Source organism: Aquimarina sp. AD1, from assembly GCF_003443695.1.
GTDB classification, from domain to species: Bacteria; Bacteroidota; Bacteroidia; order Flavobacteriales; family Flavobacteriaceae; genus Aquimarina; species Aquimarina latercula.
In genome coordinates, this window is the sequence record NZ_CP031966.1 from 971,379 (window position 1) to 995,598 (window position 24,220).

The 24,220-nt window shown below is 31.3% G+C and carries 20 protein-coding genes; 16 read left to right on the plus strand and 4 right to left on the minus strand.

What is annotated here, in order from left to right:
• Position 1: 1 nt before the first annotated feature.
• From D1815_RS04410 to D1815_RS04420, 3 genes are read right to left on the minus strand one after another with little or no spacing between them, the layout of a single operon-like run.
• A complete protein-coding gene (locus D1815_RS04410) occupies positions 2 to 940 on the minus strand; it encodes a DUF1835 domain-containing protein (protein ID WP_027391636.1) in 939 nt (312 codons plus the stop codon).
• A 35-nt stretch (positions 941 to 975) separates the two neighbouring features.
• Positions 976 to 1,305 (minus strand): translation initiation factor, encoded by a 330-nt coding sequence (locus tag D1815_RS04415; RefSeq protein WP_118386053.1) that lies wholly within the window; start codon positions 1,303 to 1,305, stop codon positions 976 to 978.
• Between the two features lie 9 nt (positions 1,306 to 1,314).
• The gene (locus tag D1815_RS04420) at positions 1,315 to 2,265 is read right to left on the minus strand and encodes an isopenicillin N synthase family oxygenase (protein ID WP_027391634.1); all 951 of its coding nucleotides are present in this window, start codon (positions 2,263 to 2,265) and stop codon (positions 1,315 to 1,317) included.
• A gap of 291 nt (positions 2,266 to 2,556) precedes the next feature.
• Between D1815_RS04420 and D1815_RS04425 the strand changes: the two genes are divergently transcribed.
• The 16 genes from D1815_RS04425 (at position 2,557) to D1815_RS04500 (ending at position 21,837) form a co-directional block, all read left to right on the plus strand.
• Positions 2,557 to 4,554, plus strand: a complete 1,998-nt coding sequence (locus tag D1815_RS04425; protein ID WP_118386055.1) for a thiamine pyrophosphate-dependent enzyme — start codon at positions 2,557 to 2,559, stop codon at positions 4,552 to 4,554.
• A 255-nt stretch (positions 4,555 to 4,809) separates the two neighbouring features.
• Positions 4,810 to 5,808 (plus strand): SDR family oxidoreductase, encoded by a 999-nt coding sequence (locus D1815_RS04430; protein ID WP_118386057.1) that lies wholly within the window; start codon positions 4,810 to 4,812, stop codon positions 5,806 to 5,808.
• 39 nt (positions 5,809 to 5,847) lie between these two features.
• Positions 5,848 to 7,131: a nucleotide sugar dehydrogenase gene (locus D1815_RS04435; protein ID WP_027391631.1), complete on the plus strand. Its 1,284-nt coding sequence runs from the start codon at positions 5,848 to 5,850 to the stop codon at positions 7,129 to 7,131.
• 52 nt (positions 7,132 to 7,183) lie between these two features.
• Complete coding sequence (locus tag D1815_RS04440; RefSeq protein ID WP_118386059.1) at positions 7,184 to 8,725, plus strand: oligosaccharide flippase family protein; 1,542 nt, start codon at positions 7,184 to 7,186, stop codon at positions 8,723 to 8,725.
• Positions 8,726 to 8,733: 8 nt separating this feature from the next.
• A complete protein-coding gene (locus D1815_RS04445; RefSeq protein ID WP_118386060.1) occupies positions 8,734 to 10,014 on the plus strand; it encodes a hypothetical protein in 1,281 nt (426 codons plus the stop codon).
• 27 nt (positions 10,015 to 10,041) lie between these two features.
• Positions 10,042 to 11,007: a polysaccharide pyruvyl transferase family protein gene (locus D1815_RS04450; RefSeq protein WP_118386062.1), complete on the plus strand. Its 966-nt coding sequence runs from the start codon at positions 10,042 to 10,044 to the stop codon at positions 11,005 to 11,007.
• A gap of 15 nt (positions 11,008 to 11,022) precedes the next feature.
• Positions 11,023 to 11,982, plus strand: coding sequence for a bifunctional 2-polyprenyl-6-hydroxyphenol methylase/3-demethylubiquinol 3-O-methyltransferase UbiG (locus tag D1815_RS04455; protein ID WP_118386064.1), 960 nt, complete (start codon positions 11,023 to 11,025; stop codon positions 11,980 to 11,982).
• A 36-nt stretch (positions 11,983 to 12,018) separates the two neighbouring features.
• Positions 12,019 to 13,128, plus strand: a complete 1,110-nt coding sequence (locus D1815_RS04460) for a glycosyltransferase family 4 protein (protein WP_118386066.1) — start codon at positions 12,019 to 12,021, stop codon at positions 13,126 to 13,128.
• Positions 13,125 to 14,246: a glycosyltransferase family 4 protein gene (locus D1815_RS04465; protein WP_118386068.1), complete on the plus strand. Its 1,122-nt coding sequence runs from the start codon at positions 13,125 to 13,127 to the stop codon at positions 14,244 to 14,246. The genes D1815_RS04460 and D1815_RS04465 overlap by 4 nt, the downstream gene beginning before the upstream one ends.
• The gene (locus tag D1815_RS24045) at positions 14,243 to 14,815 is read left to right on the plus strand and encodes a serine O-acetyltransferase (RefSeq protein WP_118386070.1); all 573 of its coding nucleotides are present in this window, start codon (positions 14,243 to 14,245) and stop codon (positions 14,813 to 14,815) included. Before D1815_RS04465 ends, D1815_RS24045 begins: the two co-directional genes overlap by 4 nt.
• Before the next feature lie 88 nt (positions 14,816 to 14,903).
• Positions 14,904 to 15,998, plus strand: coding sequence for an EpsG family protein (locus tag D1815_RS04475; protein WP_027391623.1), 1,095 nt, complete (start codon positions 14,904 to 14,906; stop codon positions 15,996 to 15,998).
• A 21-nt stretch (positions 15,999 to 16,019) separates the two neighbouring features.
• Entirely contained in the window at positions 16,020 to 16,910 is an 891-nt protein-coding gene (locus tag D1815_RS04480) for a glycosyltransferase family A protein (protein ID WP_118386071.1), read from the plus strand.
• Entirely contained in the window at positions 16,910 to 18,052 is a 1,143-nt protein-coding gene (locus tag D1815_RS04485) for a glycosyltransferase family 1 protein (RefSeq protein WP_118386073.1), read from the plus strand. Before D1815_RS04480 ends, D1815_RS04485 begins: the two co-directional genes overlap by 1 nt.
• Positions 18,053 to 18,054: 2 nt before the next feature.
• The gene (locus D1815_RS04490) at positions 18,055 to 19,458 is read left to right on the plus strand and encodes a phenylacetate--CoA ligase family protein (RefSeq protein ID WP_118386075.1); all 1,404 of its coding nucleotides are present in this window, start codon (positions 18,055 to 18,057) and stop codon (positions 19,456 to 19,458) included.
• Positions 19,459 to 19,475: 17 nt separating this feature from the next.
• Positions 19,476 to 20,891: an MBOAT family protein gene (locus tag D1815_RS04495; protein ID WP_118386077.1), complete on the plus strand. Its 1,416-nt coding sequence runs from the start codon at positions 19,476 to 19,478 to the stop codon at positions 20,889 to 20,891.
• A 10-nt stretch (positions 20,892 to 20,901) separates the two neighbouring features.
• Positions 20,902 to 21,837, plus strand: coding sequence for a hypothetical protein (locus D1815_RS04500; protein ID WP_118386078.1), 936 nt, complete (start codon positions 20,902 to 20,904; stop codon positions 21,835 to 21,837).
• 58 nt (positions 21,838 to 21,895) lie between these two features.
• On the opposite strand, the gene D1815_RS04505 is transcribed toward D1815_RS04500, so the two are convergent.
• Complete coding sequence (locus D1815_RS04505) at positions 21,896 to 23,878, minus strand: right-handed parallel beta-helix repeat-containing protein (RefSeq protein ID WP_118386080.1); 1,983 nt, start codon at positions 23,876 to 23,878, stop codon at positions 21,896 to 21,898.
• Positions 23,879 to 24,220 lie beyond the last annotated feature (342 nt).

Below are 24,220 nucleotides of genomic sequence, written 5' to 3' on the forward strand. Positions count from 1 at the left end.
ATTATAATTTTAATAAATTATGTGTTTCGTTGTTATATAGATAGTCATATTTCTTGACACCTCCATAGTGCCAATCTAACATTTGCGTATTGTAAAAATTCTTTTTTTGCTGTAGCGCTAATTTTCCTCTATCGGATAATAAAAGACGCTCTTTAGTTTGATCAAAAAACTGAAAAAGTCTAGCAAGTACCCGCTTCATTTGCATATCACCATATCCATAAAATCCTTGGTATTCTAAGGCATACCCCATCAATTGCTTGATGTTTTTAATCTGATAAGTGTCTACCATTTCTAAGATATTATGCTCTAATATATTAAGTCCAGTAAGCATATTGGGGAATCTCTGCAAATGTGCTCTTAAGCATATTGATAAGTACTCGAAGGAAGATTGTTTTTTAATTTGGCCAACGATCTTTTTGGGATTTGATTCACAATATAATGTCCATATATGAGATGCAAGTTCTAAATCATTTATATTTAATAAGACCTTGTCTTTAAAATGTTTTTTTAATTGTACATCAGATAATTCACAAAGACCTAGGCATTTTTTTACGTTTTCTACACGACCACTACATACTAGGTATATTGGAGTGTCTTTAATTTTTTTTCGGAGTAGTAGACTTATTACCGCTATCATATTTATGTGGCAGAAAAGGTCATATTCGAACCATAATATAATTTCATCATATTTTCCAGGAGTATTCAGTTTTTCTAGCTGAGAAACAAATTTTTTTTGATAATCAGCGGGTGAAATTCTATAATATTTCTGAAGAAATTCTTTTCGCTTTGCTATTGCTTTTTCTGTTTCAATTTTTATACTAGTGGGGCCTTCGCATAGCATTTCACGCCATGTTATTAATTCTCCATCTACAAGATGTAGCTCTTTTAGGCGATCAGTTAAAGTGTCGCCATTAGTTATATGTAATGTCTTAGCCCCCAATTATCTTCAGTTTTCTATAATATTATATGATGATTTTATCCACCAACTCTTTTCACTTTAAATCCTTTTTCCTTAAGGATACCCATAATTTTATCCCGATAATCTCCCTGAATAATAATTCGTTCATCTTTAAAACTACCTCCAACACTTAATTTTGTTTTTATTTCCTTGGCTAGTTTTTTGAAATCGTGGTCAGCTCCAGTATATCCTTCTAAAATAGTAATTGGTTTTCCTTTTCTTTTTTCATATTTACAAATGATAGGATCATCTTGCATCCAAATATCATTTTCTTTTTCTATAACTTTTTCCTCTTCAACAGGTTCATGATGAGGAAATAAATTTTTTAATTGATCTTTTAAATCCATGAGAAGTTGCTATTTCTTAATCAATCCAATTTCTACTAAGCGCTGATGAAGAAAATCTCCAGCAGTAATATCATCGTATTGTTTAGGGTTATCTTTCGTAATACATTCTTCTAAACAATTTAATTTCATATCACTTCTAGGATGCATAAAGAAAGGAATAGAATATCTAGGTTTACCCCATTGTTCTTTAGGAGGGTTAATTACTCTATGGATCGTAGATCGCAATTTATTGTTAGTATGACGTTCTAGCATATCACCTACATTGATTACCAACTCATCTTCTTGAGGTATTGCATCTATCCATTCACCGTCTTTACGTTGTACTTGTAGCCCTCCAGTAGAAGCGCCCATTAGTAGTGTAATCAAATTGATATCTCCGTGTGCACCGGCACGAACGGCACCTTTTGGCTCCTCTGTTATTGGAGGGTAGTGTATAGGTCTTAAAATGCTATTTCCGTTACTAGCCCAGTGATCAAAATAATGTTCATCCAATCCGATATATATAGCTAAGGCTCTTAAGACGTGAATCCCCGTTTTTTCTAACATTCGGTATGCTTCCATTCCGGTATTGTTGAAATCTTTTAATTCTTCAACAATAACATTTGGAGGGTATTCTTCTATTAAGTTAGCGTCTTTAGAAGGTTCTTGTCCGAAATGCCAAAATTCCTTTAAGTCACCTTCTTTTTTTCCTTTTGCATGTTCTTTTCCAAAAGAAATATATCCCCTTTGTCCTCCTAATCCTTCAATTTCATATTTTTGTTTATCAGCTACTGATAAAGCAAAAAAATCTTTTACTTCTTTATATAATTCTTCTACTAAATTATCACTTAAAAAATGATTTTTTAAAGCTACAAAACCTATCTCTTCGTAGGCTTTTCCTATTTCATCAACAAATTTTTGTTTTCGTGAAGGATCTTCAGATAAAAAATCTGCAAGATCTACACTTGGTATATTATTCATGGTGGTATTATTTTCTTTAACTAAAATAGATGTATTTCATTAAAAATACATTATGAATTATGTCTTTTTTTAAAATATAACCCAGAACTGTCAAAATAATTATATTTTAACATATAACTATTAAAACATAGTAAATTTAATTAATTCTTAGAATTGTTTATGATAAATTAACAAGTGCTTAATAGTATTGTGATATTGGTTGTTTTTCTGAGATAAAAATAATTACATTTACTAAGAGTTTTCTACTTTAGAAAACCATCATGTATAAGAATTAACTGATTTTTTAACAATATGGCAGAAGAGAAATTGTTATTTGACTATGATAGGAAAGAGTACAGCGACAACCTATTAATTTCTTTGTATTTTAAAATGCTAAAATCTAGGTTGATCGAGGAAAAGATGCTCATTTTATTGCGACAAGGTAAAATTTCTAAATGGTTTAGTGGTATTGGTCAAGAAGCTATTTCTGTAGGGGTTACTGCTGCTTTAGATAAAAATGAATATGTATTGCCGATGCATCGTAATTTGGGTGTGTTTACAAGTCGTGATATTCCTCTTTATAGATTATTTAGTCAATGGCAGGGGAAATCTAATGGTTTTACAAATGGGCGTGATCGATCATTTCATTTTGGGTCACAAGAATATAATGTGGTTGGAATGATTTCACATCTTGGCCCTCAATTAGGTGTCGCTTGTGGGATTGCTTTGGGCAACCTTTTGAAAAATAACAACAAGGCAACTGCGGTATTTACGGGAGAAGGAGGAACCAGTGAAGGAGATTTTCATGAAGCATTAAATGTGGCTTCTGTTTGGAGTTTACCGGTGATTTTTTGTGTTGAGAATAATGGGTACGGATTATCCACACCAACTAGAGAGCAATATAATTGTAAGCATCTTGCCGATCGTGGAGCGGGATATGGCATGGAGTCACACATTATTGATGGTAATAATGTATTAGAAGTATATGATAAAGTGAGTAAAATTTCGGAGAGTATACGACAAAACCCAAGACCTGTATTATTGGAGTTTAAGACTTTTAGAATGCGCGGCCATGAAGAGGCTAGTGGCACCAAGTATGTACCAGAAGAGTTAATGCAACATTGGGCTTTAAAAGATCCCATCGATAATTATATAGAATATCTTATAGAAAATAATATTCTTTCAGTAACAGATGATCTTCAAAAGAAATCCGCTATTAAAGCAGAAATTGAAGAACATTGGCAAAGAACAAATGAAGAAGAAAAGGTTCAAGTTGATTTGAATAAAGAGTTAGAAGATGTTTATAAATTATTTGATTTTAAGAAAGTAGATCCTAATCATACAACTAGAGAATTACGACTTGTAGATGCAATTTCTGATGGTTTAAAAGAAGGAATGCGTAAATATCAAGATCTTGTGATTATGGGACAAGATGTTGCGGATTATGGAGGTGTTTTTAAAATTACCGAAGGTTTCTTAGAAGAATTCGGTAAGAATAGAGTGCGTAATACGCCTATTTGCGAATCAGCAATTATTTCTACAGCTTATGGACTGTCAGTTAACAATATAAAGGCAGTTGTTGAGATGCAATTTGCAGATTTTGTTTCTTCTGGTTTTAATCCAATTGTAAATTTATTAGCTAAATCAAATTATAGATGGGGGCAACCTGCAGACGTAGTAGTGCGAATGCCTTGTGGTGGTGGAGTAGGAGCTGGACCATTTCATAGCCAAACGAATGAGGCTTGGTTTACAAAAACGCCGGGTTTAAAGGTGGTTTATCCTGCATTTCCTGCAGATGCAAAAGGATTGTTGTTAACTTCTCTAGAAGATCCAAATCCTGTATTGTTTTTTGAACATAAAGCACTATATCGTAGTGTTAGGGAGCAAGTGCCTGAAGGATATTATACAATTCCTTTTGGAAAAGCTGCTAAGTTAAAAGAAGGTGATCAAATAACAATTATTAGTTATGGCGCAGGTGTACATTGGGTACTAGATACATTGGAAAGTAATGTTGAAATAAGTGCGGATTTGATTGATCTCAGGACATTACAACCATTAGATATTGATACTATCTTTGAGTCTGTAAAGAAAACAGGTAGAGTAATTATATTACAAGAAGATTCTATGTTTGGAGGTATCGCATCGGATATTTCTGCAATGATTATGGAAAATTGTTTTGAATTTTTAGATGCTCCGGTAAAAAGGGTATCTAGTTTAGAAACTCCAATCCCTTTTGAAACAGGCTTAGAATCTCAATATTTGGCAAAAAATAGATTCGAAAAAGAATTAATAGAACTTTATAGGTATTAATACCTGTTTTGTGTTTCGAAAACGTTTTTGTTAATAAAATCAAGTAGGAATTTATGTGTTTGATTTTCAGGTAATTAAATTTTTTCGATTCGGTGAATTGATTTTTTTATAGGATAACGGAACATTAAGCGAATATTAAGGGTTAAAATCCCCTTGAATTTAAGTTGTGTGTTCTATTGTTTAATATTAATTTCGCGCTGTCTATGGAATAAACATAGCGTAGGGGATTAAAAATCAAGGGGTAAATAAAAATACATGAACACTAACCAATTAGAACTACTTAGTTCTTCTACTGTTTTAGTTACAGGAGCGGCAGGTTTCATAGGGTCAAACCTATGCGAAGCATTATTAGAAGCTAACAGTACAGTTGTGGGGCTAGACAATTTTGCTACTGGCCATAAGAAAAACCTAACAGCATTAAAGGAAAATCCAAATTTTACATTTATCGAAGGCGATATTCGTAATTTAGAAGATTGTAATAAAGCTTGTAAAGGTGTAGATTATATATTACATCAAGCTGCATTGGGATCCGTGCCTAGATCTATTAATGATCCACTAACGAGTAATGATGTTAACGTAGGAGGTTTTCTAAATATGCTTGTAGCGGCTAGAGATGCTGGAGTTAAACGATTTATCTATGCGGCAAGCTCTTCTACTTATGGTGATTCAGAGGCATTACCAAAAATAGAGGATAAAATAGGAAAACCCTTATCACCATATGCAATTACTAAGTATGTAAATGAGTTGTATGCAGATAATTTCAAAAGAACATATGACTTAGATACTGTTGGTTTACGATATTTTAATGTTTTTGGGAGAAAACAAGATCCTAATGGCGCATATGCTGCGGTAATTCCGAAATTTGTAATGCAGTTTATGAAGTATGAGTCGCCGGTAATTAATGGTGATGGATCTTTTTCAAGAGATTTTACATATATTGATAATGTGATTCAAATGAATTTGAGAGCTATCGTTTCCGATAATGAGAAAGCCTTAAATAACGTATATAATACAGCTTTTGGAGAAAGAACTACTTTAAATGAGTTAGTTACTTTGCTAAAAGAATATTTGTCAGAGTTTGATTCCAAAATAAGTAATGTTGAAGTTAAGAAAGGACCAGAACGTAAAGGAGATGTTCCACATTCTTTAGCTTCTGTCGATAAAGCTAAAGCACTTCTTAATTATGACCCTAAATTCGATATAAAATCAGGATTAAAAGAAGCTGTAAAATGGTATTGGGATAATTTAAAATAAATAAAGGTCACCCAATTAACGAACGAAATAAGCACAAAAATGAAAGATATTAAAATAGGAATCATAGGTTTAGGATATGTAGGACTTCCTTTAGCTAGATTATTTGCAACAAAATTTCCTGTTATTGGTTTTGATATTAATCAAAATCGAATTAGCGAACTAAGATCCGGAAAGGATACTACCTTAGAAGTTGAAGATACGGTATTACAGTCTGTATTGAAAGATAATTCTCAAATGGATAAGGGATTATATTGTTCAGCGGATCTTGGAGATATTAAAGATTGTAATTATTATATTGTAACTGTTCCAACACCCGTAGATAAAAATAATAGACCTGATCTTACGCCTTTGTATAAGTCCAGCGAAACTGTTGGGAAAGTATTAAAAAAAGGAGATGTTGTTATATATGAATCTACAGTATATCCAGGTGTTACAGAAGAAGAATGTATTCCTGTTTTAGAGAAAATAAGTGGATTAAAGTTTAATGAGGATTTTTATGCAGGATATTCTCCAGAACGAATCAATCCGGGAGATAAATTACATACTGTAGAAAAAATTCTAAAAGTTACAGCAGGTTCTACACCAGAAATTGGTAAAAAAGTGGATGCACTTTATGCATCTGTGATTACAGCAGGAACTCATTTAGCGCCAACAATAAAAGTAGCAGAAGCTGCTAAGGTTATAGAAAATTCGCAGAGAGACATTAACATTGCATTTGTTAATGAACTAGCAAAAATTTTTAACCTCATGAATATTGATACTAATGAGGTTTTAAAAGCTGCTGGGACAAAATGGAATTTCCTTCCTTTTAAACCCGGTTTGGTAGGAGGACATTGTATTGGAGTTGATCCATATTATTTAGCTCAAAGAGCACAAGAATTTGGATATCATCCAGAAATCATATTAGCGGGTAGAAGATTAAATGATAGCATGGGGCAGTATGTCGCTTCGGAAGTGATTAAGTTAATGGTTAATCATGATATCAAAATCAAAGGCGCTAATATTTTGGTGTTAGGAATTACTTTTAAAGAAAATTGTCCAGATGTAAGGAATACAAGAGCGGTTGATGTAATACAAAACCTTAAAGATTTTGGTACTAATATAGATATTTATGACCCTTGGGCTAGTCCATCAGAAGTAGCTCACGAATATGGTCTTGAAACGATCACCGAATTACCTGATTCGAAATTTGATGCTGTTGTATTAACCGTTGCACATAAAGAATACTTGGACATTGATTTAAAATCATTGTTAAAACCAAATGGTGTCTTGTATGATGTAAAAGGAATATTAAAAGAAGAAGAAGTGCACGGAAGATTATAATGGAAATAATCTTTCTAAATAAAGCGACAAAAATAACTTTAAACCAACTGCATTGAGCCAATTAAAAAAAGGAGCTTTACTTACGTACTTAAAAATCTTTTTGATTAACGTTATTGGAATTATTATAACTCCATTGATAGTTAGTTATTTGGGCAAGGATGAGTACGGTATATTTAATGCTATCGGTGCTTTAATTGGTACAATTGCATTACTGGATTTTGGATTGACCAATACAGTAGTTCGTTTTGTAGCTAAATATAGAGCGGAGAAAGATAAAAAAGGGGAAGAGAATTTCTTAGGAACGGTTAGGATACTTTATTTCGCGGTTTCTACATTGGTTGTTATTTCTGGAACTATATTTTACTTCTTTATAGATACGTACTTTACGAAGTTTAATCCTGAAGAACTAAGAATAGCAAAAATGATGTTTGTTATTCTAGTTTTTAACTTAGCAATTCAGCTTCCGGGGATGATATTTACTGGGATTTGCAAAGGATACGAAAAATTTGTTTTTCCAGAATCCGTTGGGATAATTCGATACATTCTAAGATCTTTAACTATTGTAGCCGTCTTGTTTTTTGGAGGAAGAGCTATCGCCTTAGTTATTGTAGATACTGTGTTTAATATTCTGACGATTTCAGTGTCTGCCTATTATGTATTAGTGAAACTAAAAGTAAGATTTAAACTGCATCAATTTTCTAAAGATTTTATTAGAGAAATTTTCAAATATTCTAGTTGGATTTTTCTATTTGCGATTGTAAATATGTTGCAATGGAAATCAGGTAGTTGGGTTTTAGGTGCTATTAGTATACCGAAAGTTTTGGGTATTTACGGAATAGGAATCGCGTTAGGAACGTACTATGGTGCTTTTTCTACAGCAATTTCTAGTGTCTTTTTACCAAGAGCAACACAGATGTCGGTTAACAATGCTAGTGGAGAAGAGTTAACCAATATGATGATCAAACTAGGAAGGTTATCTTTTATTATTTTGATGTATATTTTTGGAGCTTTTATGTTATATGGGGAACAATTTATTAACCTATGGGTTGGTGGAGGAGATTCTTCTGTAGATGGTAGGTATGGAATAGAAGAATGTAGAGAAATTTATATGATTGCTCTAATTATCATGATAGGGTATACACTACCTTTATTACAAGCTTTTGGGAATTCAATATTAGAAGCCAAAAATAAATTATCGTTCAAGGCAATTCTTTATCTAGTGTTTATGATTTTTGGAGTTGTTGCTGGTGGTTTTTTAGCAATGAAGTATAGTGCAGTAGGAATGATAGTTGGGCTTGTCGGTGGATGGATGATTGTTCAGAATGTGATGAACTTTTATTATCATAATAAAATTGGATTGAATATTCTACGATTTTTTAAAGAGTTATTTCATAAGGTTTTATTGGTAGTTCTACTGGTAATAGCCGTAGGGTATTTTATTAACTATATTCCTGGTGAAGGATGGTTTAATTTTATAGCTAAAGGAGTTTCATATACCATTGTTTTTGCGATTATGATGTATTTTGTTGGTATGTTAGAATATGAAAGAGAATTATTTAGAAAACCTATAGTTTCATTATTGAAACGAAAATAAATTAAAAAATGGATACATTAAAGCTACATGCAATTACATATTCAGAAGACGGTCATAAGATTAACTATGAATATTCAGTGGGCGCTAATATCCAAAAATTATTTACTGAGAATGAGCTGTTTTATGTTAAATATCAAATAGATGTTAGTAAAACTCCATTAAGTATTGCAGTAATTCCATTTTTGTCCAATGTATTACCAATGGCTTGGTTTGCTGGTTTTACTATTGAGATAGATGAAGTAGACGAAGATTTTTATAGGGCGCAGGAAAAAATAAAACAAGAATTTGCTAAAAGAGATACTTCTAGTAGTTTTGAAGGAACATTGGTTGCAAAAAAGTTAATAAAAAATTCAATAGAAAAATCTAAGTCATCAATGCTTTTTAGTGGAGGAGTAGATGCGTTTGCAACATATATTAGAATCTATGACCAAAAACCGGATTTAATAACACTTCACGGAGCTGATATTACAATTAAGGATAAAAAGCAATGGAATGATTTTACGGATTTTATTGAGAACGAAGAGCTTTTAAATGATAATAATAAGGAGTTTATAGAAACGAATCTTAGAGATTTTTATACCTATCAAGTAGAACTGTTGTTAAATGATATTGGATGGTGGGGAAAAGTACAACATGGATTAGCTCTTGTAGGTTCGATTGCACCTTTGTCATTTGTAAATAAATATGGTTCAGTTCATATTGCTTCTTCTTATACAGATCATATAGATATTGACTGGGGATCAACACCTGAGATTGATGAGAAGATTACTTGGGGATCTGGTTTTAAGGTATTTCATGATGGGTATGAACTAAAAAGGCAAGATAAGGTAGACTTGATTGCCAAATTTGCATCAGAGAAAGATAAAAGATTTCGATTGCGTGTTTGCTATTCTGAAAAAAGAACGGAGTTTAATTGTAGCTACTGCGAAAAATGTTTTAGAACAATACTAGGATTGATACTTAATAATCAAAATCCTAATGAATATGGATTTAATGTTGACAGTAGTGTTTATGATAAAATTTATCAAATATTACATATAGGTTCCGGAAGCAAGGGAGTAAAATACTTCTGGTGGGAACTTATGGAAAAAGCTAAAAATGTGGATACTTTCTTTGTTTTTGATGATCTTGAAACCGAAACTAAACATATGAATGATTTTAGAAACGGTAAGGTGGACAGGCTTTTAGAAGAAAAATTAAATAATGCAAATAAAGGAACAAACAGATTGAAATTTATTATTAGAAATAAGTTCCCTTGGTTGCAAAAGATATATAGAAAATTCAAATAGATAAAAACTAGGTAAATTGTAGAATTCATGAAATACGGACTACTTACATACGATGAGAATAAGAATTTCTTTAATGTTGGAGATAATATTCAAAGTTTAGCAGCTAAACAATTTTTACCAAAAGTTGATACGCTATTAAATAGAGAACGATTAGGAGAATACAAGGGAGATCCTATCAAGTTAATTATGAATGGATGGTTTACACACAATATTCATAATTGGGTTCCTTCAGAAGATATAGATCCGGTATTTGTATCTTTTCATATGAACAATACCGCTGCTCCTGCAATGCTAAGTAAAAAAGGTATTGCTTATTTAAAGAAGCACGAACCGATAGGATGTAGAGATCAATTTACTGCAGATACATTAAAAGCAAAAGGGATTGATGCACATTTTACAGGATGCCTTACTTTAACATTGGATTCTTATAAAGTTGATGATTCAGAAAGAGGAGATGATATTTATATCGTAGATCCTTTATACAGTTATCCAAGAGCCGAAAAAGTATTTTATAACACGAAGATTACGATAAAAAACATTCTTAATGGATCAGCTTTTAAATTAGGAAAGAAGAATAAACATATTAAGAAATTTATCAGTAAAGAAGTATTAGATACAGCAACTTTTATTAACCAAGAACCACCTTCTAATATTTATACAGATGAAGAGAAGTTTGATATGGCCGTAGATTTACTGAATAAATATGCAAGAGCAAAACTTGTTATTACCTCTAGAATTCATTGTGCATTGCCTTGTTTAGCAATGGGAACACCCGTAATTTTTGTTAATGGCTTTGATAGTTTTGTAGACTCTTGTCGATTTGATGGTATTCTAGAATTATTTAATAGAATTGATATTGACAGTAAAACCGGAGCATATACTTCTAATTTTGGATTAGAAGGAAAAATAACCAACAATACAACCGTAAAAAACCTCGAAAAACACCACGAACTTGCCAATGCATTAAAAGAAAAAGTTACTAATAAAATCTAATCAACCGCACAAACGATGAAAAGGGTATTCAAAAAACTGTTAAAAGATAGATTCTTTACAGCTCCGAAAAAAATGCAACAAAAACATACTGCATTTAGCAAAGAGCAATTAGAAGAACTAACAAAATCGCTTAAGGAAAATTATTTAGACAGAGGAAACACTAAAAGTAGATTATCCACTGAAGAATATAACCAAGCAATAAGTGGACAGCTTTTTGAACGATTATATTATAATAGAAATAGAATAGCTCCTTGGTTACATAGTGTTAAGGATTTAAATGGGGCAAGTATTTTAGAAATTGGATGTGGGACTGGGATTTCCACTTTAGCTTTAAGCGAGCAGGGAGCCAAAGTAGTTGGCGTCGATGTTGATGCTGGAGCTTTGGAAGTTGCTAAAGATAGAATGAAGATTGCAGGATATGAAGCAGAATTGCATCATGTGAATGGAGAGGAAATAGAAAAGAATTTTAAGAATCAAAAATTTGATTTTATTATCTATTATGCCGTATTGGAGCATATGACTGTTAGTGAACGATTAGAATCTTTAAAACAAGCTTGGGGTATGTTATCAAAAGGAGGATATCTAGCAGTTATTGAAACGCCTAATAGATTGTGGTATTATGATTCGCATACTGCCGCATTGCCTTTTTACGATTGGCTACCAGATGATTTAGGATATTATTATTCTAAGTTTTCTAGTAGAAAAAATTTCAAAGATTCTTATAGAGAATTGGATGATGAAAGTATGATGAAATTTAAAAGATGGGGAAGAGGAGCAAGTTATCATGAGTTCGAAGTAGCGATTGCGCCTTTAAAAGAAATAAACGTGGTTAGTAGTTTAATGAAATTTGAAAAGTCTGCTTTTTTAAAAGTAGGTTTTAAGGGGTTACGATATATTAAGTTTTTAAAATCACTGAATAAAAATTTAACCAGTGGATTCTGTTATCCTTATTTGGATATTGTAATAAAAAAGTAATAAAAAAAGATCAGACATTTTCTAAAGTAAAACTTGATGAAACTTGTATATATTGTTAATCGTATAGATGGTCCTGGTGGACTAGAAAGAGTACTTTCTATTAAAGCTAGTAAACTTGCCGAAGATTATAATTACGATATACATATAGTTACATTAAATCAAGAAACCAAGGACTTGTTCTACCATTTCAGCCCAAAAATCTCATATCATAATGTGCAAGCGAAAGGTAATCCTATATCTAGAATGTACAGATATGCTGCTGGTTTGCGTAGTGTTATTAAAAGTTTAACCCCAGATATAATTGCTGTATGTGATGATGGCCTAAAAGGTTTTTTCGTTCCTTTAATACTAGGAAAACCTTGTCCTATGATTTATGAAAGACATGTTTCTAGAAGTGTAGAGATTAAAAAAGGAAAAAGATCTATTATCAAAAGAATCACAACCGCTACTAAGTTTGGTTTGATGAATTTTGGAGGATCCTACTACAATCATTTTATAGTATTGACAAAAGGGAACCTTAATGAATGGTCTTTTAAAAATCTAAAAGTAATACCTAACCCTTTATCATTTTATCCTGAATCAAAAAGTACGCTAGAAAATAAAAAAGTACTTGCGGTGGGTAAGCATAGTTTTCAAAAGGGATATGATCGATTGTTAAAGAGTTGGAAACAAGTTGTATCAAAATACCCTGATTGGACACTAGATATATATGGTACTATTAGTGAATCAGAAGGTTTAGCAGTATTAGCGGAAAACTTAGATATAACAAAGGCAATTAATTTTTATCCTCCTGTAAAAAACATAGCAGAAAAATATGAACAAGCTTCCATCTATACAATGTCTTCTCGATTTGAAGGTTTTGGTATGGTACTTACAGAAGCTATGGCGTATGGTGTTCCTTGTATTTCATTTGATTGTCCATATGGGCCCTCGGATATTATAACAGATACAGAGAATGGACTTTTAATAGAAAATGGAGATGTTGATGCTTTTGCAAAAGGGATAATTACCTTAATAGAGAATGAAGAGAAAAGGAAATCTATGGGGCTTAAGGCAAAAGAAGCAGTGAAGAAATATTTACCTGAGACTATTGCAGAAGAATGGAATCAGTTATTCTCTAATTTAATGAACCCAAGATCAAAATGAAAATAATCTTTATTATTGATCAAGTATATCTACACGGAGGAATAGAAAGAGTACTTTCTATAAAAGCTAATTATTTAGCAGAAAAAGAAGGTAACGAGGTTCATATTATTACAACAGAACAAAAAGAAGAAAAACCTTGTTATAGTTTTGATAAAAGGGTGATTTTTAAAGATCTAGGGATTAATTATAATCGAAGGAAATCTTATTTTCATCCAAAAAATCTTAAAAAACTACCTAGACATATTTCTAAAACAAAAGCTGCATTAAAAGATATAAACCCTGACATCGTAGTTGTTTGTAGTCATAGTGTAGATACGTATTTTGTGCCATTTATAGTGAAGGGTATTCCAAAAGTAAAAGAGTTTCATTATTCCAGATTTATTGAGAAGGAAAAGCGTAAAAATCCGAGTTTCTTTAAAAAATATTTTTTCAAGTTTGCGGATTACGTAGAGTCAAAATACGATAGGTTGGTTATTCTAAATAAAGACGAATCCAATTACTATAAGAGTGACAATACTATCGTTATCTCTAATCCGTTAACTTTTTATCCAGATAATGTATCAGACCTTTCTAATAATAGAATTATTACAGCGGGAAGAATAGCTGCTGTAAAAGGGTATGATATTTTGATAGATATCTGGCAAGAGTTTTCGAAAACCCGAAAAGATTGTCAGCTTCATATTTTTGGTAGTGGAGAAGCTAATTATGTAAAGAAACTTCAGGATAAGATTTATGCTGCTGGTATACAGGATTCTATTAAATTAATGGGATCAACAGATAAGATTAAGGAAGAGATGATGCAATCATCGGTTTTTGTGATGACATCACACAACGAATGTTTTCCTCTAGTTTTATTAGAAGCGCAAGCTTGTGGATTACCAATTGTATCTTTTGATTGTCCATATGGACCAAGAAATATTATTGATAAAAATACAGGTATCCTGATTCCTCCATATGATAATAATGCATTTGTAGATCAACTGAATACATTAATGAGTGATCGAGATCGTATACAGGAAATGGGTAAGAATGCTAGAGAAAATGCAAAGAACTACCAGTTAGATGCTGTCATGGCTCTTTGGCAAAAAATGTTTAATGATTTAACACCAAAGAAATGAGATCATTAATTTTAAATATATATAAAATTTTTTTGTTGCCTCATGTATTCGTTTACAAGACGAGTAAAAATAGAGGTGTTATCGATATGGATATAGATAGGTGGGCAACTGCTAAAGGAACAAAAGGAAGTAAGATATCATTACTTTTAAATTTTTTAGCAAACTCTCCAGATTTTAGAACATTATTCTATTTCAGAAATAGAGGTATTGTATCGATTTTACTCAACATTTACTGTAAGAAGGAAAAGTATTTTAGAATTGATATTAGTACAAAATTAGGAGGCGGTGTGTTAACTGGACACCCTTATAGTACAATCTTAAATGCAGATTCAATTGGAGAAAATCTATATGTAAATCATTTGGTAACTGTAGGAGAAGTAAATGGGAAAAGACCTACAATTGGTAATAATGTATCTATTTATACAGGAGCTATCATTATCGGAGATATTAAGATTGGTAATAATTGTTCTATAGGTGCCGGTTCTGTGGTTGTAAAGGATATTCCGGACAATTGCGTTGTAGTTGGAAATCCAGCAAGAATCATAAAGCAAGATGGTAAAAAAGTATAATTTTATATTTTTATAAAAAAACAAAAGAGAAGACCTTAAGAAGTGAAGCAAAATAGTAATAACATAACGGTTAAAATTAATTAGTAGAATGAACACTTTTGTGCCTTTAGAGTTTTACTACCCGTTGTATATTAATTTATGCTTCTTTTTGGTTGTTTTTACATTACTACATACCCGACTCTTACAAATTAATGAGCACAAAAATATCGTGTTTGTAAACTTTTCGGGTTATTTTCTATTGATCTTTTTGATTTTATATATTGGTCAACGACCAATTAGTGGGATTTTTGGGGATACCGTCAATTATATAGTCACATTTGATAGATACAGATTAGGAGGGGATATTCCTGAGGTAAATGATTACGGTTGGCATGTGTTTATGAAAACATTGGCACAGATTGTATCGGCCCATACTTTTTTTACGATTTGTGCATTTATATACATTTTTCCATTATATAAAATATCAAAAACATTATTTGGTCAGTATTGGTACTATTCTTTTGTGATGTTTATTGTTTCGTTTTCATTTTGGACATATGGAGTAAATGGTATGCGTAACGGAGCCGCTACATCACTTTTTTTATGGGGATTATGCTACCACCGAAATAAGGTTGTTATGGGGTTATTCTTTCTCGCTGCTACCTTTTTTCATAAAACATTGTTCTTGCCAATTTTCGCTTATATAATCACTAATTTTTATAACAACCCTAAAGTGTTTTTTAAAGGATGGTTAGCTTGTATTCCATTGTCATTAGTAATGGGAAGTTTATGGGTTACGCTCTTCGCTAGTTTAGGTTTTGGAGATGATCGACTTACTGGGTATTTAACATCAGAAGTGGATGCAAATGCATTTGCTAGTACTGGATTTAGATGGGATTTCTTATTTCATAGTGCTTTTGCAGTATTTGCAGGATGGTACTTTATATATAAAAAGAATTTTCAAGATAAGTTTTACTTCCAGTTGCTTAATACATATTTGATTTGTAATGGCTTTTGGATTTTAGTTATAAAAGCAAACTATTCTAATAGATTTGCTTATCTATCTTGGTTTATGATGGCAATAATAATCATATATCCATTTTTGAAGAAACAATTTTTTAAAGATCAGCATTTTATGATAGGGAAAGTAATGCTGGCTTATTTTTCATTTACATATATGATGTACTATTTATATTGGGGATAATCACTAACAACAAATCAACTAATGAAAACTATAACTGTTTTTACACCAACCTATAACAGAGCTTACTGTTTACATAAGTGCTATGAGAGTTTAATCAAGCAATCTAACCAGGATTTTGTTTGGTTAATTATTGATGATGGTTCAACTGACGATACAGAAACTTTGGTAGCTTCTTGGATCAAGGAAAGAAAAATTGATATACAATATCATTATCAAGAGAATCAAGGAATGCATGGTGGTCATAATGCGGCATATAGATTAACTGAAACTACATTAAATGTATGTGTTGATAGTGATGATTGTATAGGTGAGGAAGCTATAGAAAAGATTCTTGTTGCTTGGGAAAAGATAAAAGATAAACCAGAATTTGCTGGATTGGTAGGATTAGATGCTGATCACACAGGAAAATTAATTGGGACTAAAATTCCTGAGCATATAAAAGAAACTACACTATATGATTTATATAATGTACACAAAGTGCTTGGAGATAAGAAGTTAGTGTATCGAACCGAGGTTGTAAAGAAATATCCGCCGTATCCTATTTTCGAAGGAGAACGTTTTGTTCCTCTAGGGTACTTATATCAATTAATAGATCAAGATTATAAATTACTACCTATTAATGAGGTATTATGCGAGGTAGAATATATGCAAGATGGATCTAGTATGAATATCTTAAAACAATATAGAAGACATCCTAAAGGTTTTGCTTTTTCTAGAAAGAGTAGAATGAAACTAGCAGAAAACTTTAAAGATCAATTTAAGAATGCAATTCATTATGTATCGAGTGCAATTTTTACAAAAAATGGATCTTTTATTAGTGAATCTCCAAAAAAATTGACTACCGTTTTAGCAATACCATTTGGAATACTATTAAACCTATATATACGATATAAAACAAAAGGAGAATTCTAATGGGGGCAATACGTGTTTTGCAAGTTTTTACGATCATGAATAGAGGAGGAGCAGAATCCATGATCATGAATTACTATAGAAAGATTGATAAGGATAAAATACAGTTTGATTTTTTAGTACATAGAAAAGAAAAAGCTGCTTTTGATGAAGAAATTGAGGGTCTAGGAGGTAAAATTTATAGATTTGATCCTATAAATCCACTTTTCCCAGGAGACTATTACCAAAAGCTTAGATTGTTTTTTAAAGAACATAAAGAGTATGATATTGTCCATTCTCACTTAAATACTTTTAGTTGTTTTCCTCTTAAAATAGCTAAAGAATTCGATATCCCTTGCAGAATTGCCCATGCACATATTGCAATTGATGATGTTAGTTTTATGTCATTATTTTCCAATAAGGAAAGTAAAAAAGAAACTTTTAAGAAATTAATCAAACTTCAGCTAAAAAAGAAGGTAAAGAAAGATGCTACTCATCTATTTTCCTGTGGCGACAAAGCTGGGAGATGGTTATTTGGAGATAGTACTTCATTTATTACCATGAATAATGCTATTGATACAGAAAAGTTTGCCCATAATTCTACTGTAGCGAATAAATATAAGGAAGATTTTAATTTAAAGAATCGTTTGGTAATTGGTCATGTAGGGCGTTTTGCAAGTCAAAAAAACCATGCTTTTTTGTTAAAGATTTTCTCAGCCCTATTGAATGAAAAACCAGATTGTGATTTGGTTATGATAGGAGATGGTCCTCTAAGAAAAGTAATGGAAAAAGAAGCAGAGAATTTAGGGATAAAGAATAATGTACATTTTTTAGGAGTGCGAGCAGATGTTCCGGAATTATTTCAAATGTTTGATGTGTTCGTTTTTCCGTCTTTTTATGAAGGATTGCCGGTTACATTGATTGAGGCACAAGCTGCAGGAATCAAAGTTTTTGCTTCGGATAGTATTACTACAGAAGTAAGCCTTACTGATGATATAGAATTTTTGTCTATTGATAAACCTGCAGAATATTGGGCAGGAAAAATAATCGAAACGGATGCTTCCAAAAAGAATAATAATACAGAGAAAATAGTAAAAGGAGATTACGACATTGTTTCGAATACTAAAAAAATTCATGAATTTTATAAAGAACAAGTAAGACGGTAGTTATGGGAAAGTTGCAAGAGAAAATTTATAACAGTTTGCCTTATCCTTTTAAGTTTATATTGCTCAATATTAAGGCTTTTCAAAATTCTAAACAGCGATACACAACAGAGTTTGATACATTCTTAAAAGAGTATGTCGACTTATGGAAGGCGGATAGTAAAACAATAGATGCATATCAAAAGAGTAGATTGGTTCTATTATTATCCGAAGCTTTTCAATACTCTGATTGGTATAGCGAAAAAATGAAGGAATTAGGAATAGAGCTTGAGGATATAGAGGAGAATCCTTATAATGTTCTTGAGCAAATGCCGATTCTTACCAAAGCAGAACGTAAAAAGAATCCAGATGTTCTGGTTAATAAAAGTCGAAATACTGATGGGGTTGGTTATACCAGTGGAACATCAGGTGCTCCTACGATTAACTATTTAGATAAGGAATCAATCAATAGATCATTTGCCTTATGGAGAAGGTTTCATAAAGCGATTGGCCTAGAAACAAAGAGAGTGAAACAAGTTAGATTTTCTGGAAGGTTAATTGTAAAACCAGATTCTAAAAAACCACCATTTTGGGTTTATAATTATTTCGAGAATCAACTACTAATGTCTACATATCATTTAACAGATGATAATTTAGGTCATTATGTAAAAAAACTAAATCGTTTTAAACCTATTTTATTAGATGGATATCCATCTGCTATTTATATTATTAGTAGGTTCATTAATAAGAATAATTTGACATTAAACTTTACTCCAAAAGCAATTGCAGTTACAGCAGAAACATTATATGATTATCAACGATTGGAAATCGAGAAGGCATTTAATTGTCACGTATATAATCAATACGCATCTAGCGAAGGTAGTCCTTTTATTACAGAATGTACGCAAGGTAATTTGCATTTAAATACAGATTCGGGAATTTTTGAGTTTATAAATAATAAAGGAGAAAAAGCGAAGGCTGGAGAAGTTGCTCAATTAGTAGTTACGAGTTTTACAAATCTTAAAACACCTTTGATTCGATATAATATAGAAGATACAGTGTTACTTTCTGAAGAAGGGAAGACGTGTAACTGTGGATGTCTAATGCCTATGATAGAAAAATTGACTGGTAGAGAAGATGATATATTGTGGACAAAAGAAAAAGGATATATTGGTAGAATGGATACAGCGTATAAAGGCTTAGAAGGAATAGTGAAAAGTCAAATTGTACAGGAAAGTCCTAATGAGATTATAGTTAATTTGATTGCTGATGAAAAATTTGATGAACAAATGAAGCAAAAACTTATATACAATATGAAGGATAGGTTAGGTGAAACTATAAACTATCAAATACATGTTGTAAATGATATTCCACTAGGACCAAATGGAAAATTTGATGCGGTAAAAAGAAATTTTACAATAGAGATTTAAAAGAACTTGTTTAAATCATGTATTTCAATTCTTTTGATTTTTTGATATTTCTTCCAATTGTTTTTGTTGCTTATTGGCTCTTCCAAAAAGGCAAACTTCAATTTCAAAATATAATATTACTTGTTTCAAGTTATATTTTTTATGGTTGGTGGGATTATAGATTTTTAGCATTAATTGCTTTAAGTACTTTAGTAGATTATTTGGTTGGTATCAGAATTAGTCTCTGTGATACTCAAAAATTAAGAAAAAGGTGGCTTTTAGTAAGTGTTATTTTTAATTTAGGTGTATTATCATTTTTTAAATATTGTCACTTTTTTATTGATTCTTGGATTGACTTATGTAGTTCTATAGGGTATGATATACAAGACGTTACAACCTTAAGTATTATTCTTCCGGTTGGTATTTCTTTTTATACTTTTCAAACAATGTCCTACACCATTGATATTTATAGAGATAAACTAGGACCTACAAGAGACTTTATATCCTTTGCGGCTTTTGTTTCGTTTTTTCCACAGTTAGTGGCTGGACCAATCGAAAGAGCTACACATTTGTTACCGCAGTTTTTAGAGAAAAGAAAATATACAAGAGAGTCAATTTCTTATGGAATAAAACTAATTATATGGGGTTTTTTCTTAAAACTAGTAGTTGCCGATAGAACCGCTATTTATGTAAACTCTGTTTATAATAATGTAGAGTATCATGATGGTTTAAGTTTAGTTTTTGCAACTATTTTATTTGCGTTTCAAATTTATGGAGATTTTGCAGGGTATTCTTTAATAGCAATAGGAACTGCAAAACTTTTTGGATTTGATTTAATGACAAATTTTAAAAGACCTTATTTTTCTACATCTATACACGAATTTTGGAATAGGTGGCACATTTCTTTATCTACTTGGTTTCGTGATTATTTATATATACCCTTAGGGGGGAATCGTGTTGGTAGATACCGTTGGTTTTTTAATTTGTTCATTACATTTTTAATAAGTGGTCTATGGCATGGAGCTAAGTGGACATTTGTTATTTGGGGAGCAATTAATGGAATTTACTTGATCATAGAAATACTTTGCAATGGTAAAAGGAGAAAAGGAGTTTTTAATGTAATAAGTACTTTTTGTTTTATAAGTTTTGCTTGGATTTTTTTTAGAGCTAATAGTGTTGGTGATGCTTTTTATATTATTAATAAAATTTTTACTAAACCAGGTAAGTTATATATTGGTAGTGGTGATGATATAGCAGCCTCTATATATGCTGTATTAGCTATCTTTTTATTAGTTATAATTGAACTTAAAAGAGAATATTGGAACAATAATACATTCGTAGCGGTTATTACAAAAAGTGAATTTGGTAGGATGTTTATATATGCAACCTTAATATATTTAATTCTTTATTTAGGTGTTTTCGGACATAGTCAATTTATTTATTTTCAATTTTAAGCATTCATTTATGAAAGAATACAGTTCTATATTTTTAAAAATCATAAAGTTTGTCATAATTATTTTGATTGTAGATGTGCTTCTAGGAATTGTTAGTAATCAAATATTCTTTTTGCAAGAAACTGGTAAATATGCCAGAGCTAATCACACAATCTATGAAACAGAAGCAGAAGTATTGATTTTTGGAAGTTCGCATGCGCATAGGCATTATGTGCCTGAAGTTTTGGAGAAACAATTACATACTACAGCTTATAACGCTGGTGCAGAAGGACAACAATTGTTATATCATTTAGCAATGCAAGAAATGCTTCTAAAACGTAGTACTCCTGATTTATTTATTCTTAATATAGATGAAGATTTTTTGTATTCTTCTGATATTGCTTATGATCGACTTAATGACTTACATCCTTATTACAGCGAGTTTAAGGACGAACTAAGACCAATATTTAGATTAAATTCTAAATTTATTGATGTAGAGATGTTTTTTAAATCATATTTATTAAACTCTACAATCATTCATATACTTCGATACTATGTATCTCCTCAATTAGATTATAAAGGGTATAGACCTCTTCATGGTATAACGCGTAATAATCAGATTAAAAACGATTTAAATAACATTGATGATCAGAGTAAAGAAATTGATGAGAACTTTGTTTTTGCTTTAAAAGAGTTTATCGATAATTCAAAATCTAATAAGGTCGATTTAGTTTTTGTAATTTCTCCAGCATTAAGAAAGATACGTTCTAATAATAAGTCTTTAGCATTAATTAATAAAATTGCTGATAAAGAGGAGATACGTGTATTAGACTTCTCTGAGGATAAAAATTTTAATAATCAATTAGATTTGTTTCATGATCCATCACACCTCAATGATAAAGGAGCAAGGTATTTTACTAAACTTGTTTCTGAACATATAAATCAACAAAATAGCATGGATAATTAAAAAAAAGGGATGTCAAATATGACATCCCTTCTTAATTATATATACAAAAGGTTAATTCTTATCTAGTAGCACATGTATTACCACTTAAAACTATCGCGTTAGGAGTATCCGAGTTATTATTAATACAGTCGAATCTTTCAGCTCCTGAAGGTTCTAAAATATTATTATTAGTAATAGAAACGTCAGAATGTGATCCATATAATCTTATTCCATCACTATCGTTAGGATCTATTTTAGTATTTGAAGAGATATCAATATTGGCAGAAGTTCCTAATTCAATACCACCTGTTACTTCATTATTCTTAAATGTAATACCATTGGCATTATTGATAGTAATCTTTTTAGAATTCAAGAATTTATTTCCTTCAAAAGAAATTGTATATCCATTAGATTCTGTAGTATTATTAAATCCTGTAAGGAACAAGTGAAATCCACCAGCTGTAACTTCATTTTCATTAATACTAGTGTTATTTACAAAAGTATTTGTAGCACTAATTCCAGTTCCATTAACATTGATAATATTATTGTTAAACATAGAATCCGAAGTATCTTTTAATTGAATTCCAATTTCACCATTGGTTATTGTGTTGTCATGAACATTAATGTCATTGGTGTCAGTTGCAATTCCTATCGCATACCCTACAATGCTATTATTAGCTATTTCGTTATCAAAAACTGTTTCACTATGACTACCAGCGGCAAAAATTGCAAACCTTTCTGAAGCAGCAGCAGAGGCATTAAATCTGTTATTTGTAATTTTAGTACCAGAGGCTAATGAGATAATACATCTAGTTTCTATATCATTATCATCAATTGTGATATCTTGGCCAATAGTTGCAGCAGTAAAACCAACTCTACTATTGATTTCTGTATTTCTTGTAATAAGAATATCAAAAGCTCTTTCATTTTCCATAAGAACACCATTATCATCTCTAGTTCTAAAAGCTTCTATATTAATAGCGTACCCAACTTCGCCACCATCAGATCCAGACATTGGCTGACCTACATTGGTAAAGGTGTTTCCTTCAATAAGAATATCACTACCATCAGTAAGAGCAATACCCATTCTTCTGATATTTGTAAAAGAACAATTGATAACCTTGATACCATATGTTGGAACATAATCAGGGTTAAATCTAAAACCTAAAGAATAAATTGCAAGAGCACCTTTAGAACCCTCTATAAAATTAACACCATCTATAGTTACATTTCTTCCAGAATGAACATGAAGAAGGTGAGTTCCATATAAACCAACATCATCAGCTGCATACTCACGAACATTTCGATCACCAATGATATTTCCTCCAGAGATTGTAACGTTATCAGAATCTCTAACAGCTAAAACCGCACCGTTTGCAATTCTTGATCCTGCAGGAAATTGACGTAAATTGGTGCTATTGGACATTTTTAAATGAAAGTCAGATGGTACATTAATAGCTTCTACAGAAGCATAAAAATTCTGATCTGCTGTAGTACTAGTTACTTTAGTAGTTTCAAAAAATGCATCAAAAACGTTGGTTTCAAAAGTTGTTCCACCCATTTCCTTGATACGGATCATTAAATTTTCGAACTCGGCAGTGTTTTTTAATGCAATGTCAGATGTAGTCTGTCCTTGCACAATATTTTCCCATCTAGTTGCTGTAAACTTAAATACTGGATCTTTAAGGTTTACATTACCTTCAGTTCCTAATTTAGAATTTAAAAGTCTACCATCAATAGTTCCTCCAGAGAAAATTAGAGTACCATTAAAAATATCACCACCATCAAAGTCAAACGTTACATTAGGCGGTAAATTAATAGTTTGTCCTTCTAAATCTAACAAGCAGTCAATTGTTACTGTAGAGTTGGTAGCTAAGCCAGATAGATCAAAATCACAAAGAGTGTCCGAGATAATCTCGTCATCTTCCTCTTCTTCTTGATCATCGTCTTCGTCTTCAATAACTTCTTCGTCTTCAGAAATTACATCTTCGATGTTTTCCGTACTACAAGCAAAGAAGCTTATAGTGAATACAATTAATAGAAAATAGGGTAACTTTTTCATTTTGGTTGGGGGGTGTTTCTGGTTTTTAATTTCATTTTTAACGGAGTTTCATCGATACTATTGTGCATTATGTCGAAAAAAAATGTTAAAATTTACAAATCTTAAATAATTGATAATTAAACAATTAAAGTGTTGTGGGTTTACCGTAATTTATTTCGAAATCAAGATCAAAATCTGATTTGAAATTAGAAAAAGTTATGTAGTTACTGATGGAGGGTGTGTGAGTCATAAATTTAATGGGTTTATTCCCTGATTGTAAGTTTTTTCTTTCTTTTTTGTTGTGAATTAAATCTTTGAATCTAAATTGTTTTCCAATATATATATAATATGTATGTTAAAAAA